The following is a 17,021-nucleotide window of genomic DNA, read 5'->3' as shown; positions in this document are numbered from 1 at the left end:
GCAGTTAACAATTAGTTAAACACTCTCTCCCGACGTGATCTGATACCCCATATCGAAGACTTTTTCTTCTTGCGTTTCGCCTTTCAGGCGCGCAATTAATAGCTCTGCGCTCTTTACACCAATTTGGAAACGCGGCGTATCAACGCTGGTCAGTTTCGGGCTGATGGTTTGACCGATATCCAGCGCGTTATAGCCCGCCACTGCCAATTTCTGTGGAACTTGAATGCCACGTTGCTGCGCACTCAGCATGGTGCCAATTGCGATGTCATCGTTGGTACAGAACACCCCATCGAGCGTTGGGTGCGTTTCCAGTGCGCGTTCGAGCAAATCATGCGCTAAAGAAAAACTAGAATGATCACCAGTTAATACATGTTTGGGTTCTAGCCCTGCTTCTGTCATCGCGCGATCGTAACCTTGCATCCGCAATTTGGTTCGCGTATCCAGACGCGCGCCAAAATAGACGATTGTACGCTTCCCCGTATCTAGCATCTGCTTAACCACGGTGTACGACGCATCTTCATGATCGAGTCCAACCGCCATATCAATCGGCTCCGATGGCAGTTCCATGGTTTCGACCACCGGAATGCCCGCATTTTTGATCATCTGTAATGTACGCGGCGTGTGATGGCTTTCAGTTAGAATAAGCCCATCGACTTGATAAGAGAGTAATGACGCGATCTTGCGCTCTTCTTCAAGCTCATCGTAGCTAAAATGCGCTAAAAGCGTCTCATAGCCATTGGCTTTGGTCACCATCTCTATGCCCTGAACAAAGGAAGCAAAAATTTGGTTGGACAAAGACGGCAGTAAAATACCAATGGCTTTACTGGAGGACTTTGACAACATCGCCGGTGCACGGTTTTCGATGTAACCCATCTCTTCAATCGCAGTCGCAATCTTGGCCCGAGTCTTTTCTGCCACCGATTCAGGGTTACGCATATAGCGTGAAACGGTCATCTTCGTGACGCCAACCTGGTCTGCGACATCCTGCAATGTCGTACGAGTTTTCTTATTCTGTTGAGCCATAAATATGTGATTTATCAGTAATGTTACAAGTAACATTATGACGAATAGACTCTCTGCCGACAAGCTCAGTGAAAATAATTCGCAAAATCATGACGTTATTACTCCACTAGCCATCAAATTGCGTTTCATGGATTGTGAATCAAAACCGAATAAATAAATGACATTTATATCAAAGTTCTTATAAAATGCCGTACCTAAAAGAATAAGACATTAGTCACAGTGCAGTTAGGCTCTAGCGAAACCCAGATTTACTACCACCTGCTTGATCTGGACGACTCCCAAAAGCAGCAATACCTCCAAGCATTGCAACGAAGTCAACCTGAGCTGTATCGACAACTCGTTCCTCTTTTAGCCAACGAGACACCGGAAGAACAACTAACGCAGTTACTTTATTTTGGTGCTCATCAGGCTACGAACCAAGACGTCGATCTAAGCGGAGAAATCATCAGTAAGTACCGCCTAACTCATGAGTTGGGGCGTGGTGGCATGGGTGTCGTATACGCCGCTCTACGTGCAGATGAAACGTTCGAGCAAGATCTGGCTATCAAGTTTATTCAAAGCAATTTGAGCAATGTGTTAGGGCAACGCGCACTCTTCGATGAAGCTCAACTTCTCGCGCGTCTAAACCATCCTTACATCGCGAAAGTGTTTGACGGCGGTCTCCATCAAGATTCGGTTTACATCGTGATGGAGCGGGTGTTTGGTCAAACTTTGGATGAGTATCTATCTGAAAATAAGCTAGAAAAAACGGAGAAGCTGCTGTTGTTTAAGCAGATCTGCCAGGCGATGGAGCACGCCCACCAGCACCAGGTTTTGCATGCCGATCTAAAACCAGAAAATATACTGATTGATCGTAGCAAGCGTCCCAAGCTGCTTGACTTCAACTTGACTCAAAAAGCGCACTCCAACCGAGAACATTCACCCTCAGCGCTGATTGCGTTTAGCCAAAATTTTGCCAGCCCAGAGCAGCAAGCAGGACAGGTTCTAACAGAGCAAAGCGACGTGTACTCCTTAGGCAAAATTCTCGCTTTGATGTTTCCATCACCAACAATTTGGTCTGATGTTTACTGGGTGATAAGACGCGCAACGCGTCCTGCCACTCAAATGCGATATATCAATGTTCGAGCATTGCGCATTGATATCGAACGAATTATCGAACGCCGTCCAATCGAGCAGAAAAAAAACTGGCCATTGTATAGCGCCTTTCGCTTGGTACAACGACGTCCCCTTGCTTCGGTATTGTCAGGCATCATTGTGCTCTCTGGTGTGTTATTTGGCAGCGCCATGATGCAAAAGAATATCCAGCTGCAACAAGAGAAGAAGATTGCAGAAGATATGATGTACGAAATGACTCGCCTCATCTTCCACGCGAAGGGGCAAAATGTCGAACATCTCTCAGTGAACTCCATGATGGAGTTAACACGAAGGCGGATACTCTCTAACCCAGATATCCCCAAACATATAAAACAAAAAATGTTGTTGGCGATGATGACACCAGTGCCAGAGAAGCACCTAACTACACCAATGAGTTGTCAGCCAAATTGTGCGTCTAAGGACAGCACCAACCAATAAGGCTTAAAACAAGATGTATACACGTTCAGTGGTATTTTGGCTGTCTGCATTGACGGCTACGTCCACGTTGGCAGCAGACGTTTCAGTTGCCACTTCACACCCACCAGCTTCAACCTTGAAGCAAGGCTACTTTATCGACGCCCCAGTGACTGGCCTGTATTACAAAACCAGTTCCAATATCACTGGCGTCACTCAGCAAGGAGCATTTCATTACCAACCCGGTGATGTAATTAGCTTCTTCCTTGGTAACGATGATAAAGGTTATCTGCTGACGACCTTATCAAGCCAAGAAGTGCTGACGCCGACGATGGCGACAACCAAACCTAGCCGCAGCATCAATATGACGCGTCTGCTGCTTTCTCTCGACAGCACGCCTGAGAATCGTGAGGAAATTGTCCTAGCAAACCGTGTGCTGTCTGATCCTCACTTTCAAAGCCAGCTCAAAGGCCTTGATCTCAATTACCTGGATGACGCTAAACGCTACCTCAATCTCGATTGGGTATCTGTCAATGAGGCGATTGAGCACCTAAACGAAAGCCAGCAGTACATTGAAAAAAACTTTTCCTCTGATGAGATCATTTTTGAACCTCGCGACATGACGTTCAAAAACATCGTCATCAAAAAGAAGGATTGGCAAGGCCGCGCTTGTGCTTACGATCTACGCTATCAGCATCATCCCAAATATCGTCCTCCTATTGGTGAAACTCGATTCACCATCACCAAAGACTCATTGATTGAACACCCAAGCGTTGGCGACCATTTTCAAGGCTGCTTCCTCTCGATGAAGCGCCCTATCACGGAAGATGTCGTCGAACCGATAAGCAAGTTTGCGGATTGGTTGAATATCGTTGGTTGTTCAATCACAGGGTGCACCCGCAACGACTTGAATGGCTTTTCTCTCGAAGACTTCGATGATGAAGGCGACTGGAAGTACCGCTCCGTTGCCCTCAATTTTGATCCGAGCACCGAGTTATTGATGGAAAAAGTACAAGGTCTCGGGCGTAAAAAAAACATCCAACACAATAACCGCACAGAAATGCTCTGGTTTACGTATCCCAATACTAGCGAACACGATATTGACTACCTCGGTGTGTGGCAGCAAACCGAATACCACCAACAGTCCATGACACAATCGTGCCTATTGATGCGCCATCAACAAGTCATGCGACTGCCGCAAAATACGGACACCTGCCCAACCGATATAAGCCTGTACACCCAAGATGTTACCCGCGAATTTTCCGACATGTGGTGGGTCAACAATAGCGCCCCCAAAGCCGAACTCGCGCAAATGAACGTCATGGTACGTTGGTCAACAACCCCATCCGAAATCAATTACACCACCTGGGAATACTTGCCAGCTGGTGCAACTTGGGAGCAAGGCATTTTATATCGCTATCAACAAAATGTTCTGCGCAACCAAGACGGCTCTGATCGCATTGAAACCCACACCATTTCTGAATTTGTCAAAGTGAGCGAGGATGTATAACCATGGCAACAGCAGTAGCACTGACACAAATCATTCAACAATGGCAATCTGGTGATAAACGAGCTGAGAGCGAGCTCTATCAGTTTGCTTATTTACAGTTGCGTAAGATCGCCCAACACGAGCGTGAACGAAATGCAGAAAAGTACGGCACCGACAACAAAGTACTGGCAGACAGCGTCAACAGCACCACGGCATTAATTCATGATGCTTACCTGAAAATGTCCAACTGCGACATGAGTGAAATTGAAACAAAACGTGATTTCTTTTTGATGGCCGCCAAAGTGATGCGTCAAATCTTGATCGACAACGCACGCTCGCACCAAGCACAAAAGCGTCAACACATTACATTGATGAGAGATGAAGAAGATCGTTTCGAGCAATTGATTATCATGGATAAAGCTCTGGATAGTTTCAGTAGCCGCTATCCACGCCAATCGAGCGCACTCAAACTCAAGTATTTAATGGGCATGAAAAACCAAGAAATCAGTGAGCTACTCGAGTGCAGCGCAAGCCTGATAGAGAAAGATCTCAAATTCTCTCGCAGTTGGCTGCAATCACGAATGGCGCACACGTAATCATGAACAAAAAGCTTTGGATAATCGGCGCAGTATGCGTCGGTTTGTTTGGTATTTACTTCATTTCAAACGAACACAATTTGGCATCTGTAAAAGACTCGTCAGACAACGCCGACAAGTCAACCCAGCAAGCACATCGTCAATATGAGCGCACATCTTTAGTTGAAGTAAAGCAAGCGTTGACAGGTTCTGCGTTGGATCGCACTCATAAAAAAGCGGGAGATGACGCATTTAACTCCGCCCTTTTAGGACAACCAGGCCCTGTTACGAATCCATTTCATACCACAGAAGACAACACTTTTTACGAGTCAGCATTGGGTGATAAGAACAGCCGACCACAAGAGGACCCATCAGAGAATAATAAACCCATCATCAACCTCACTGTGGAACAGCAGCTACAAACCATTATTTATGCTTGGGAGCTGAAACAAAACTCTCCGGTGAGTTATTCGCTCAACCTTAACCAGCTTTTTGAAGACCCAGATGGCGATCTCCTCACCACTCAGATTTGGCTTGAAAACGCCAATGGGTTAAGAGTCCTCAACCAAGGACAAATGATGGTGCAAGGAGCGCCTGAGGAAATAAAAACCACCACATATTTGGCGGTAGCAGCGCGCGATGATTATCACGGTAATAGCGATCATGCATGGGTCACAACGCGCTTTGAGTTACCCGTTATCACACCCGATCAAAATGACACAGAACACCCGTTAGTTGGCGATGTAGTTTATCGCCTAGAGACGACACAAAATCTTGCTGGTATCGCGTACGCGTATGAAGTGGTGTATTGCGAGGCCTTTCAGTTTGAGGGGGGCGAAGTAAGTTATGCCGCCTCACACAACAAACGCCAGTGTCCTGAAAAGGGAGACTTGAAAAAAGTGGGCAAGTACAAAATCAGTGATGACTCGTTGATCGTTTATGTCCAAGGTGTACGCCAAATTTGGACCATCAAAAAAGAATACCCATCTCAGGTTCATGAAGATACTCGGAACTACTTCACCACCGTGTTTGATGGTAAACAATTCGAAAGCTACACCATGCAAAAAAACAAGCAATCGATGGAAAAACGCATCAATGTCCACACTGGTGAGTACGAATATCAAGGAACGTTGTTTGACTACCTCTTTCCCATTTCAGGAGGGGGTTACATAAACGGGACTGCTAGCAACTACATATTTGATAGAAGTGTTCAGGGTAACGAACCAGTGCACAAGCTGGACTCTGATCTCAATATGAAATCAAATCAACATGACCTATTTTGTCATGATTATTTATTTTACTGGTACAGCTCTATCGTAGCGGGGCGAGGCGAGTTTACCGATATTATCTCTAGCTCAATGGATTTTGACGGCGTAAATCCAATACATTGTGCTGAATGGCCAGATGATTACTGGCAACGAACATTTATGTTTTACAACCTTGAATACACAGATTACGACATATTCATTCCAGGCGAAGTCTACAGTTATGTGCTTAAACCTCATCCTCAATTTGCTGATCGCGTTGAGGAGTTTAAGATCAACATGATTTATCACGCCCCAGCCCTTACTAACACCCAATAAACCTTTATTTACAGATGGTTATTTTGACAAAACAATCATCCCAAAAACAAAACTGGAACCGTGATCAAATTATCAATTTTCCACCATAGACAAAAAATAGAAATAAATTTTACGGGTTTTGTGCGGTTTTTCGTGTCTTGAACCTAGGCTCAATAGTCATTAAAAAGACACCACTCTCTTCAATCTCACTAGTGAGATTGAAAGATAAAAACAATAAAAAAGCGACTTTCTCATTCGGAAACGAAACAAGGACAAATGAATAATGAATAAGGTGAGTTTATTAGCAGCGTCAGTGGCTATCGCTCTTACTGGCTGTGGCGGTTCAGATGGTGGTTCAAGCAGTGCTAACAACGGTGTTGTGATCACAGGCTTTGACGGCTACTTCAAACATGCAGTTGTTTTTGAAGATACGAACAACAACGGCCAATGGGACACTCAAGAAACACTCCTTGGTCTGACCGATGAGAAAGGTCAGCTTAAATTGGATGCCAAACCAGAAAACACTCTAGCACTGCAGACCATTACACCAAACGGTGCAAAGCAGAAACAGCTTATCGCTTTGGATTCTAAAGAGTACGCTGGCAAATACACGGTTGATATGGATCATCCAGGCCAAGCCATGGCCCACGAAATCGTGTTCCGTGCACCAACATCGTCAAACGTGATTTCACCTATCACAGACCTTGTTGCGATTGAAATGGCAAAAGATCCAGCCATTAGTGAAGAAGATGCGAAAGCGAAAGTAAACCAAGCGCTAGGAGGCTCAGAAGAAGCACCAATTGATCTGTACAGTGATTTTGTTGAAGGTGCGACAAAAAACGCCGAACTACATAAAACCGCTCAGATTCTGACCGACTCGAAAGCACAAAACCCAACGAACTACGAGAAAAAAGCCACGGAGTTTGCTCAAGCGGCAAACCAAGAAGTGGAACGTCTTGTTGCATCTGGCGAAAACATCAATGACCCAAATCTACGTCCAATCATCACTGACGCGACCCCAGACAGCGACACCTTAGCACCTGAAACGGCAGTTAATAACAAGCTAACCATAAACAAAATCGTCGAAAAGGCAGCTAAAGATAAGCTAGAAAAACTACCAAAAATCGTACAAGGCGTGGACTTTGATGGCTTAGAGCTAGACATTGAAGGTCTATTTGCAGACAAAGACCAAAACCTTGTGACAACCAAACTGACGCACAGCTTTGCAGGCACAGGCATTGAAGTTGTGCAAACTGGCAACCTGATTGTTCTACATCCAACTGCAATCGTAGAGAAAGCTGGTGATTTTGAGATTGTTCTAACGGCGCAAGACATTGATTCGTCAGGTAAGGTTTTGGGTACGGTAAGCACCGTATTTCAGTTCGAAATCGAATCGGCAAACTTACCACCAATGGTTGTAGAAACAGAACAAGCGCGTCTGCAGTCCATCGTTGATGGTTGGTACCTACAACAAGGTGAAGTGTTTGAACAAACACTCGATATTTCTGGTTTGTTCCAAGATAAAGACGGTCAAATTACCGACTACTCAGCGGACTATGTAGACATTGAAGGTCTAACAGTATCTGAGGATGGTAATGCAATTATCACCATTAAAGGCACACCAACAAAAGCAGGTGAAGCTGGAGCAGTACTTGCGATTAGCGCAACAGATGGCCATACCGCGGTACAAATTGCGCTCAGCATGCCAACGGTTATCGAAGGCGTCACGCCACCACCAGTAGTACCGACTTTGGGCTTCACTCACGAGCACTTCAACGGTCAAGAATGGAAAATGGGTAGCTTTGCACAGAAAGATGGTGAAATTGGCTACGCCATGTTGATGCAAGATTCTGAAGGCCTACTATTCTGCTGGGGTTCAAACCACGATGAGATGAATCAAGAGTACAAAGCGAACATCAGTGACTTCCTAAAAGACACATGGGAACACGATGCTTACGCCATTCTTGCCGATCTGGACCAACAAACTGGTTACACAGAATACAACAATAAAGACTGTAACGACGTTGAGTTGAAAGACGGCAAGCTATACAACAGCTACGGCGACGAGTATGAAATGTTGTACCAGCACAAAACCGAGCATAACGGCACTCAAATGATCGTTAAAATCTCAGATGATGAGCTGTTCTGGATGGATTCAAGCAATACCCCATTCGCAGAATCACTTTCGGTTGCAGAACACATCAAACAAGGCACGGTAGAGCATGACTTGATGGTAGAAAGTAATGGCACAGGCGACGACACAGTCCTGAAATACTCGTCAGGTGCGTACGAATACGACACTGATACTTACAACTACACTTCGTTCATGCCAACAGGATTCCAAACTCCAGGTAATTGGGAAATCCAGAATGCTGAAGACCGTGAACTGCTGATTCTAGAAGAAACAGGCTCAGAGTCAGATTACAAAACTCGTCATCGTTACATTAACCGCGATTTTGGTGATTTTTATATCGGTATTCGTTGGAGTAAAGAACAAAACGGTCATGAATCCGCGCCGGAATATGGTCTGTACTCTAACAGCAAAGAAGCCATGACAAGCATCGCGAGTTCACTACCGATTTTGGAGCCTGGTGATGATGACTAAAGCAACCATCGTTAACCCTTGCTGTGATAGCGTGCATTTGCGTAGAAGACGCAGAACACTTTGGGAACGATTGGTCGGCATCAAAGAAGTGTATATCTGCTCTAACTGTCACAAAGAAACGCCACTCAAATAGCGATAATATTTGAGACCGCAAAAAGCCCCGAACTCGGGGCTTTCTTCTATATTTTGACCGCAATATCTGAGTCGTTATTTCACGCACACCACGTTCAATAATGAGGTTCCGGTGAGCTGATTGGGCTCACGATCGGCGAACAAACCTTTCTTATCTTTGCCCCAATACGGCAGTTGCAGTGGCCATTGATTTTTTTCCATCACCCCAGACGCCCTCAGCGCTTTAAACTCTGCAGGGTTGGCTAAGCTCATACCCAGTTGCTGACATACTTTGTGCGAGTTTTCGTAGTTGAGGCGGTTCCACGGCTTACCATGTTCCATGTAAAACTGATTATGGTGATCGAGTAAATATGGGATCACGTACGTTTTGCCCTGTACTGAAGTTCTCAACCGAACTTCAATGTCATCATTTCCAGTGACAATTGGCTTCGCTTTGGTCTTAGCAACAGGCTTAGACGAAGAGCTATCACGTGAACTTTTTGCCTTGGTATCTGGCTTCTCTGCCCGCGCTTTAAAGGCGTCGGTATCAGCTCGCACAGCAGGAACTGGCGCGGGTTTCGGGGTCACCGTCGGTGTTGGCTTAACCGAAGATGCGGCTGATTTCGACGATACAGTAGATTTAGGTGTAGGTGGTGTTACTGGTTGTTTCGTCCCTTTCCCAACCACTCGGATGAACGCCTCTTTGTAATTCGACAAGGTTTTGACTCCTCGTAAGTCATCCCTCGCATCAGACAATGCCTTGTAAGGTCCAATCAAACAGCGATAGCCTTTGGATTCAGGCTTCATCCATACGTCAGTCGTGATTTTACTATAGAGAGGCTTAGCTTTCGCGAGAGACATAGGCTTGGGTAGCAATCCGCATTGAATCCAGTAAAGGTAGTTGCCCCCCTGCGGCACTTTCTTTCCCCATACTCCGTTACCAATTGGGCACGTTTTCTCAAGCATCGGTAATTCTTTCTCGCTGGCTTGAGTGGCTTGGCAAAGGAACTCCTCCGCCGATACTGGGCTAGAAAACTGGGCGCATACCAGCAACAAGCCGAAAGCTAGGCTTGCTTGGAAGATACGAGATGGGTGTTGTGCCTTCTTCATTTCCATACACTTCACTCTAAATTAGTGGGTAAGGTCATCATGGCGGAAAAGCGCCAAAAAAATGTGAACAAAGAATAACTAGCAAAAAAAGAGCCGGAATTTGCATCCGGCTCTCAGTTTAGGAAGGAATTAAGTGAATTTACAACGCTTGGTGGGAAAATTCTTATCCTTTGTACAGTTTCGGGTTGAATACATCACGTAGCCAGTCGCCCAACAGGTTGATAACCAAAACCAATGTTACTAGCACGATGCCAGGGAAAGCAGTAATCCACCATGCACCAGAGAAGATGTAGTTAAAGCCGATGCTGATTAGCGCACCCAGAGACGGCTGATCGACTGGCAGACCTAAGCCTAGGAATGACAGCGCCGCTTCCGACATGATCGCGTTCGCTACCTGTACCGTCGAGATAACCAAGATTGGCGATAGACAGTTCGGCAGAATGTGACGGAACATGATTCGCGGAGCTTTAAAGCCCATCACACGCGCCGCTTCGACGTATTCTTTCTTCTTCTCTGCCAATACCGAGGCACGAATAGTACGTGCGTATTGCGGCCATTCTGCCACACCGATGATCACCACCAGCATGACCACCGCATATTGGCTGTAAAAATCACTGCCAAAGCTGGCTTTGAAGATAGCTGACACGATGATCGCGACCATCATGGTCGAGAACGACAACTGTACGTCTGCAAAACGCATCAAGAAGCTATCGATACGGCCGCCGAAATAACCCGCCGACAAACCAATGATGATACCCAGTACCAACTGAAGACCAACCGCCAGGAAGCCGATGGTTAGAGACAGACGAGAGCCGTAAAGAATGGTCGATAAAATATCGCGACCTTGCTCGTCAGTACCCAACACAAAGCGCTCATCGCCATCTTCCATCCACGAAGGTGGCAACTCAGAATCCATGATGTCGATAGACGTCAGATCGTACGGGTCTGTTGGCGCAAGAATCGGTGCAGCCAATGCCAATACTAAGAACATCATAAAGACGGTAAAACTCGCCATCGCCACTTTGTCGCGTTTGAAGTAATACAGAAAATCTGACTCTTTGAAACGCTGCCACGCTGATGGAGCAGGAGCTGGTGTTAAATTTGATTGGCTCATGATTAAGCTCCTTTTCCAGTTAGGTTCACAGTTGGGTTGATGATGCCGTACAGCAAGTCAACGATGGTATTGGTTACCACGAAGATCAGACCAACAAAGATAACGTAGGCAGTGATCAGCGGTGTATCTACACGGTTGATTGCCTCTAGGAAAAGGAAGCCAGTGCCCGGCCATTGGAACACGGTTTCAGTAAGAATGGTGTAGGCCACCATGGTACCAATCTGCACGCCACCTACCGTCAATACTGGTAGCATGGTGTTCTTAAGTGCATGTTGGTAATAAATCTTTTGTAAGTTCAAACCTTTTGCTTTGGCGAACTTAATGTATTCCGAACTCAGAACTTCCAGCATTTCTGAACGCACCAAGCGGATGAACAACGGCAACATGATAGACGCTAGCGCAATACAAGGTAGGATGAGGTGCTTGATACCATCAATGGTAAAGAAGCCAGATTCCCAACCGAGCACATTAGCGGTCTCGCCCCGCCCGTAGGAAGGCAGCCAACCGAGTTCTATGGAGAAGACATACATCAGCATGATTGCGGTTAAGAACACCGGAATCGAGATACCGACACTGCTCATCGCCATGACAAATTTGGTAAAAACACTCTTAGGATGAATCGCAGAGTACACCCCAAGCGGAATAGAGAAAACAATGATGATAAGCGTCGCGCCAAACACGAGCTCTAATGTAGCTACCAGCTTGTCGAGAATCACCTCAACCGCAGGTCGCTTGAAAAAATATGAGGTACCCAAATCACCTTGCAGTGCATTACCCACAAAGCGCGTGTACTTTGTGATAAAGGGATCGTTCAGGCCCAAGTCGTCGCGTAGCGCTTGACGCTCCGATTCCGAAACCGACTGACCTACAAGCTCACGCAGCGGATCACCCAGGTTGTCCTGAATGGCAAACGCCACCAAACTGATCACAAACATCACTATCAGTGCCTGAAACAGGCGCTTGACCAGAAACGAAAACATTCCTTGCCCCTTAACTATCCATAGATCTCTAAATTAGAGAGAAAATTCAGTCTAAATAACCAACTCAATCCGACTGAAACAAAACTGAGTCGAGTGCTTTAAGTTGAGGAGGGAAATCCATCCCTCCTCAAAGTCGACTAACCGTGATTATTCAACCACTAGGTCACCGAAGTAAGGCATTACCATTGGGTTAACGATATCTGCCGCTTTCACGTTAGACTTCGCGCCCCATGCTTCACTTTGCCAGTGTAGCGGTACGAATGCTGCGTCGTTGTATAGTGTCGCTTCTACGCCCTTCAGCATTTCTGCACGTTTCGCAGGGTCCGTCTCTACGTTCGCAGCTTCAACCACTTTGTCCATTTCTGGGTTTGAGTAGTAACCACAGTTGTACTGACCACGACCGGTTTCTTCGTTACGAGTCATGGTTAGGAACTCGTTGAAGTTCGCTGAGTCTTCTGTATCTGAGTGCCAACCGATCATCAGCATGTCTGCCGCACACTTGTCGAACTCAGGCCAGTACTGCGCTTTTGGCATGGTCTTCAGATCAACCTTGATACCGATCTTAGACAACATTGCTGCAGCCGCTTGTGCTACTTTCGCATCGTTCACGTAACGGTTGTTTGGTGCGATCATAGTTAGCGTCAGGCCATTTTCGTAACCCGCTTCTTTCATCAGCTCTTTCGCTTTCTTCAAATCGTAGCGAGGAACCAGTTTGTCATCGTGACCCACGTAACCTGCCGGGCTTTGCTGACCAGCGGCCGTTGCGAAGCCTTTCATGATTTTCTTCACGATACCTTCGTTATTGATTGCGTGAACAATCGCTTGGCGAACGCGAACGTCTTTCAATGCTTCGTTGCTGTTTTGGTTTAGTTGGAACGTGATGATACGAGTACCAGGTAGCGTAACTAGGTCGATGCCGTCAGCATCTTCAACGCGTTTGTGGTCGTTTGGCGCTACAGGGTGAATCATGTCAACACCGCCAGAAAGCAGCGCTGCTACACGAGTTGCGTCTTCTTTGATTGGCACAAGTGTTAGCTTATCAACATTACCTTTCGACTCTTTGTCCCAGTAATCTTTAAAGCGTTCAAATTCCACTTTTACGCCCTGCTCACGTGAAGTCACAATGAATGGACCCGTGCCAGATACGTTAGTCGATGCAAATGAGTTACCGTGCTTCACTAACTCAGACTTATCTTTGCCGTCCGCAGTTTTGCCAGTGTAGAACTTGCTGTCCATTGGGAAAATGTACGTTGCGGTTTGCAACACTAGTGGGTAAGGACCTTTAGTTACAAGATCGAACGTGTTGTCGTCAACTTTGACGATTTTTTCGTACGGGTCGAAGATGTTTTTAAAGTCAGGAGAGCTTTGTAAACGCTGGAACGTCCACACGACGTCGTCAGCCGTTAGAGTATTGCCAGAATGGAATTTCACACCTTCACGTAGTTTGAAACGAACAGTCGTATCGTTAATACGTTCCCAGCTTTCTGCTAGGCGAGGCTCGAAATCCATTTTTTGAGTAAAGCGAACCAACGGATCAAATACCATGTGTGACATTTGCAGTGTGCCACCTGATAGCTGCTCATGTGGGTCAAGCGATACTGGGTCAGCTGCATAGCCAACTTTGATATCTGCTGCCATTGCGTTAAAGCTTAGGCCCGCAGCCATTAGCGCCACTGCTAATTTGCTTTTCATGGTTTTCATTTGCATAACTCCTTCATGCGGGGATACGGATCCCTTGTTGTTGTGTTTGCGTCTTTGTTATGACTAAAGGTTAGCCAAGCGAATTGCTTGGTTTATGCCGTTTCGATCTCTTCTCGCAAGCCAGTAAACTCCGGCATCAGAGAAATCAATTTTTTGCTGTATTCGTGTTGAGGTGCCGTGAATAACTGTTCTGTTGGTGCCACTTCTAAAAGTGTACCCATTTGCATCACACCTACTCGGTCACACATCTGACGAATAACAGGTAAATCGTGGCTGATAAACAACATAGTCAAGTTCAGCTCACTTTGCAGATCTTTCAGCAAGTTTAGAATTTGTGCCTGTACCGATACGTCCAGTGCTGAGGTCGGTTCATCACAAATCAAAAGTCGAGGACGAGTCGCCAACGCACGCGCAATAGAAATACGCTGACGCTGACCACCGGAGAATTCATGAGGGTACTTAAGCCCAGCCATTCGACCCAAACCAACATGATCCAATAAGTCATTCACGATTTGGCGAGTTTCCGACTCGTTTTTCGTCAATTTATGGAAACGGATTGGCTCAGCAATAATATCGAATACCTTCATACGAGGGTTCATTGAAGTATATGGGTTTTGGAACACCATCTGCATTTGACGACGCATCGGGCGGCGCTCTTTCTCAGAGGTTAAAGCGGTCAGGTCAATGCCCTCGAATTTCACCTGACCAGAGTTAGGTTGGTATAAACCAGCAATCACACGTGCAATGGTCGATTTACCTGAACCAGACTCGCCCACCAAACCAAAGGTTTCGCCTTCGTGCACTTCAAAGCTCACATTATTAGATGCTTGCACGTATTCTCGGCGGCTCTCGAACAAAGAGTCTTTGGTCACAAAGCGAAGATTGACGTTCTTCACGTCCAAAAGCGGGCCAGTGTACTCACGCTCATCTTGGCTTTGTCCTAACCAGTGGTTCTTGATATCGAGTGGCTCCATTTCCGCCGCTTCTTCGATATAGCTTACTAACGGGAAACGATCTAGCTTTCTGTCTGAACGTGGTACCGCTGAAATTAGACTGCGAGTGTAAGAGTGATCAGGATCGCCCAATACTTTGGCTGTTGGTCCAAACTCCACCAAGTCACCACGATACATTACCGCCACGCGATCGGTGACGTTGGAGACGACACCCATATCGTGAGTAACCAACATACAGCCGACATTGTTCTTGATACACAGCTCGCGGATCAAGTTGAGGATTTGGTCTTGGATAGAAACGTCTAACGCCGTAGTTGGTTCGTCCGCGATGATGAGATCAGGCTCACCAGCCAAAGCAATAGCAATGACAACACGCTGACGCATACCACCAGAGAATTGGTGCGGGTACTGTTTTAAGCGGTTTTCTGGTTGCGGAATACCAACCTGCTGCATAAGAGAAAGCGCGCGCTGATACGCCTCTTCATCAGAGACCTTCATGTTAGCGTGGATCGTCTCTTTCAGCTGTTGCTCAACAGTAAAAAGTGGATTGAGCGAGGTCATCGGATCTTGGAAAATAAAACCTATTTTCGAGCCGCGAACCTTACGCATCGCTTCTGGTGATAGGCCAGAAATTTTTTCTCCATCCAAGAATACATCACCGCTAGCAACGCGACCTGGGGGACTAAGCAAATCGATAACAGCGTTACCAACGGTGGATTTACCCGCACCTGATTCGCCAACAACACCCACGATTTCACCACGTTCAATATGAAAAGAAAGTGACTTCACGGCAGCGTGAACGCCGTGTCGGGATGGGTATTCAATACGAAGGTTTTTCACTTCTAATAGTGACATTTCAGACCTCTACTGCCTTGTCTGTGGTATCGAATCATGCCAAAGGCACCATTCATCACCTGAATGAATCCGTTCAAATTCAGAATAATACTCTGAAATCTTAATGCGGAAATAATTTGGCAAAAATCACACAAAAAAGCAACAATTAAAGTATATTCCGCCGAAAAAACATTAAATAAACGCACAATTAGCGAATAAAAATGCATTAACAAGTATTTAACCATTTTCATATCACACTATTTTTGTGCGTCATGCACCAATAAAACTAGAAAAATGCTCTAAAAGTAAACATGAGCTAAACAAGATTATTAACCATATTATTCATGTGCATTTATTAACATTTAACAAACAATATCATATGCAAAAAGTGTTTTTTCAACATAAAAAACTATTAATAAAATAGTCGGCAAATACAAAAAGCCAAACTTAGGAAGAGAAAGGATAGGTCAAAACGTGAACAAAACAGCAAAACCACACAAATCCTGCTCCAACGCAGATTATGCGCCACTTAAGCGGTTTATTGACTAAGCAAAGGAAAGTACCGCTATCCTCATTCGTACGTCATAAGAAAACTCGCCGATTTTAACCCTTTACGACACAATTGAGAGTGGGATAATAGATGAACAGTGTCAAAGCCAAGCCGTAAATAAAAGGAGCTCCTGTGCTTAAAGCGATTTTTTTTGATATGGACGAGACTTTATGTGCAACGTCACAAGCCGATAAAGTTGCAGGACAAGCGTTTACAACTTGGATTCATAAAACCTACCCACAAGTGACTGAGCCAAAAGCGTTTTTTCAGCGCTACTTACAGGGTGTATACAAAAAGCTGAATGCTGATTTCCCTCACCTTGTGACTCTGCTACCCGATGAAAATGCCTTCCGTTGTGGCCTGATCCAAAACATCTTGGCGGAGCACGGCGTCAACATTACTGCAAAAGAGGCTCAACAAGCTCAAGACTACTTTGACTCTGCACGTATGGGCGCGTTCACTTTCTTCCCTGGTGTAAAAGAAATGCTCAGCGACCTTCGTCAACATTACAAACTCGTCGTGATCACTAACGGCCCGATTTTTTCTCAACACCCTAAATTAAACGCGACACAAATGAGCAACTGGGTGGACCATATTATTGTGGGAGGAGAAGAGCCAGAAGAGAAACCTGCTACAAGTATTTTCCAAAAAGCGCTCGACTTGGTCGAAGTAAAACCAGAAGAGGCTCTACACGTGGGCGACTCTTTACCTGCTGACATTGCTGGCGCTAACAATATGGGCATTTTGAGTGTATGGGTGAATGCGACAGGCGCAAGCAACTCAACGGATATAACGCCAAGTTTTGAAATCCAAGAAACGGTAGAACTGAAAGAAATCCTTAAAACACTCGCCCAATAAAAGCAGCG

At 45.7% G+C, this 17,021-nt stretch carries 13 protein-coding genes; 7 read left to right on the top strand and 6 right to left on the bottom strand.

The features are described from left to right. Positions 1 to 15: 15 nt before the first annotated feature. Positions 16 to 1,023: a substrate-binding domain-containing protein gene (locus tag R7Q09_RS10410; RefSeq protein WP_175413419.1), complete on the bottom strand. Its 1,008-nt coding sequence runs from the start codon at positions 1,021 to 1,023 to the stop codon at positions 16 to 18. Between the two features lie 219 nt (positions 1,024 to 1,242). Here R7Q09_RS10410 and R7Q09_RS10405 point away from each other — a divergent pair, with 219 nt between their 5' ends. The 6 genes from R7Q09_RS10405 (at position 1,243) to R7Q09_RS10380 (ending at position 8,935) form a co-directional block, all read left to right on the top strand. Further along, positions 1,243 to 2,595 (top strand): serine/threonine-protein kinase, encoded by a 1,353-nt coding sequence (locus R7Q09_RS10405; protein ID WP_213910739.1) that lies wholly within the window; start codon positions 1,243 to 1,245, stop codon positions 2,593 to 2,595. 13 nt (positions 2,596 to 2,608) lie between these two features. After that, entirely contained in the window at positions 2,609 to 4,081 is a 1,473-nt protein-coding gene (locus R7Q09_RS10400; protein ID WP_318070432.1) for a chromosome partitioning protein ParA, read from the top strand. A 2-nt stretch (positions 4,082 to 4,083) separates the two neighbouring features. Next, positions 4,084 to 4,656 (top strand): sigma-70 family RNA polymerase sigma factor, encoded by a 573-nt coding sequence (locus R7Q09_RS10395; protein ID WP_005379118.1) that lies wholly within the window; start codon positions 4,084 to 4,086, stop codon positions 4,654 to 4,656. A gap of 2 nt (positions 4,657 to 4,658) precedes the next feature. After that, a complete protein-coding gene (locus R7Q09_RS10390) occupies positions 4,659 to 6,218 on the top strand; it encodes a hypothetical protein (RefSeq protein ID WP_318070431.1) in 1,560 nt (519 codons plus the stop codon). A 262-nt stretch (positions 6,219 to 6,480) separates the two neighbouring features. Then, complete coding sequence (locus R7Q09_RS10385) at positions 6,481 to 8,802, top strand: acid phosphatase (protein WP_318070430.1); 2,322 nt, start codon at positions 6,481 to 6,483, stop codon at positions 8,800 to 8,802. Beyond that, complete coding sequence (locus R7Q09_RS10380; RefSeq protein WP_012841245.1) at positions 8,792 to 8,935, top strand: hypothetical protein; 144 nt, start codon at positions 8,792 to 8,794, stop codon at positions 8,933 to 8,935. Before R7Q09_RS10385 ends, R7Q09_RS10380 begins: the two co-directional genes overlap by 11 nt. 74 nt (positions 8,936 to 9,009) lie before the next feature. Here R7Q09_RS10380 and R7Q09_RS10375 read toward each other — a convergent pair whose 3' ends face one another. The 5 genes from R7Q09_RS10375 to R7Q09_RS10355 form a co-directional block, all read right to left on the bottom strand. Further along, a complete protein-coding gene (locus R7Q09_RS10375; protein ID WP_262658850.1) occupies positions 9,010 to 10,029 on the bottom strand; it encodes an SPOR domain-containing protein in 1,020 nt (339 codons plus the stop codon). A gap of 157 nt (positions 10,030 to 10,186) precedes the next feature. Beyond that, the gene (locus R7Q09_RS10370; RefSeq protein WP_033907403.1) at positions 10,187 to 11,137 is read right to left on the bottom strand and encodes an ABC transporter permease; all 951 of its coding nucleotides are present in this window, start codon (positions 11,135 to 11,137) and stop codon (positions 10,187 to 10,189) included. Positions 11,138 to 11,139: 2 nt separating this feature from the next. Next, positions 11,140 to 12,117 (bottom strand): ABC transporter permease, encoded by a 978-nt coding sequence (locus R7Q09_RS10365; protein WP_005379110.1) that lies wholly within the window; start codon positions 12,115 to 12,117, stop codon positions 11,140 to 11,142. Positions 12,118 to 12,264: 147 nt separating this feature from the next. Next, on the bottom strand, positions 12,265 to 13,818 hold the full coding sequence (locus R7Q09_RS10360; RefSeq protein WP_005379109.1) for an ABC transporter substrate-binding protein: 1,554 nt from the start codon (positions 13,816 to 13,818) through the stop codon (positions 12,265 to 12,267). Between the two features lie 92 nt (positions 13,819 to 13,910). Continuing rightward, the gene (locus R7Q09_RS10355) at positions 13,911 to 15,626 is read right to left on the bottom strand and encodes a dipeptide ABC transporter ATP-binding protein (RefSeq protein WP_005379108.1); all 1,716 of its coding nucleotides are present in this window, start codon (positions 15,624 to 15,626) and stop codon (positions 13,911 to 13,913) included. Between the two features lie 661 nt (positions 15,627 to 16,287). On the opposite strand from R7Q09_RS10355, the gene R7Q09_RS10350 reads away from it, so the two are divergent. Continuing rightward, the gene (locus tag R7Q09_RS10350) at positions 16,288 to 17,013 is read left to right on the top strand and encodes an HAD-IA family hydrolase (RefSeq protein WP_318070429.1); all 726 of its coding nucleotides are present in this window, start codon (positions 16,288 to 16,290) and stop codon (positions 17,011 to 17,013) included. The last annotated feature ends 8 nt before the right edge of the window (positions 17,014 to 17,021 follow it).

Source organism: Vibrio sp. 2130-1 (genome assembly GCF_033339515.1).
The sequence above is the reverse complement of the archived record's forward strand: the minus strand, read 5'-3'. Positions and strand labels throughout refer to the sequence as shown.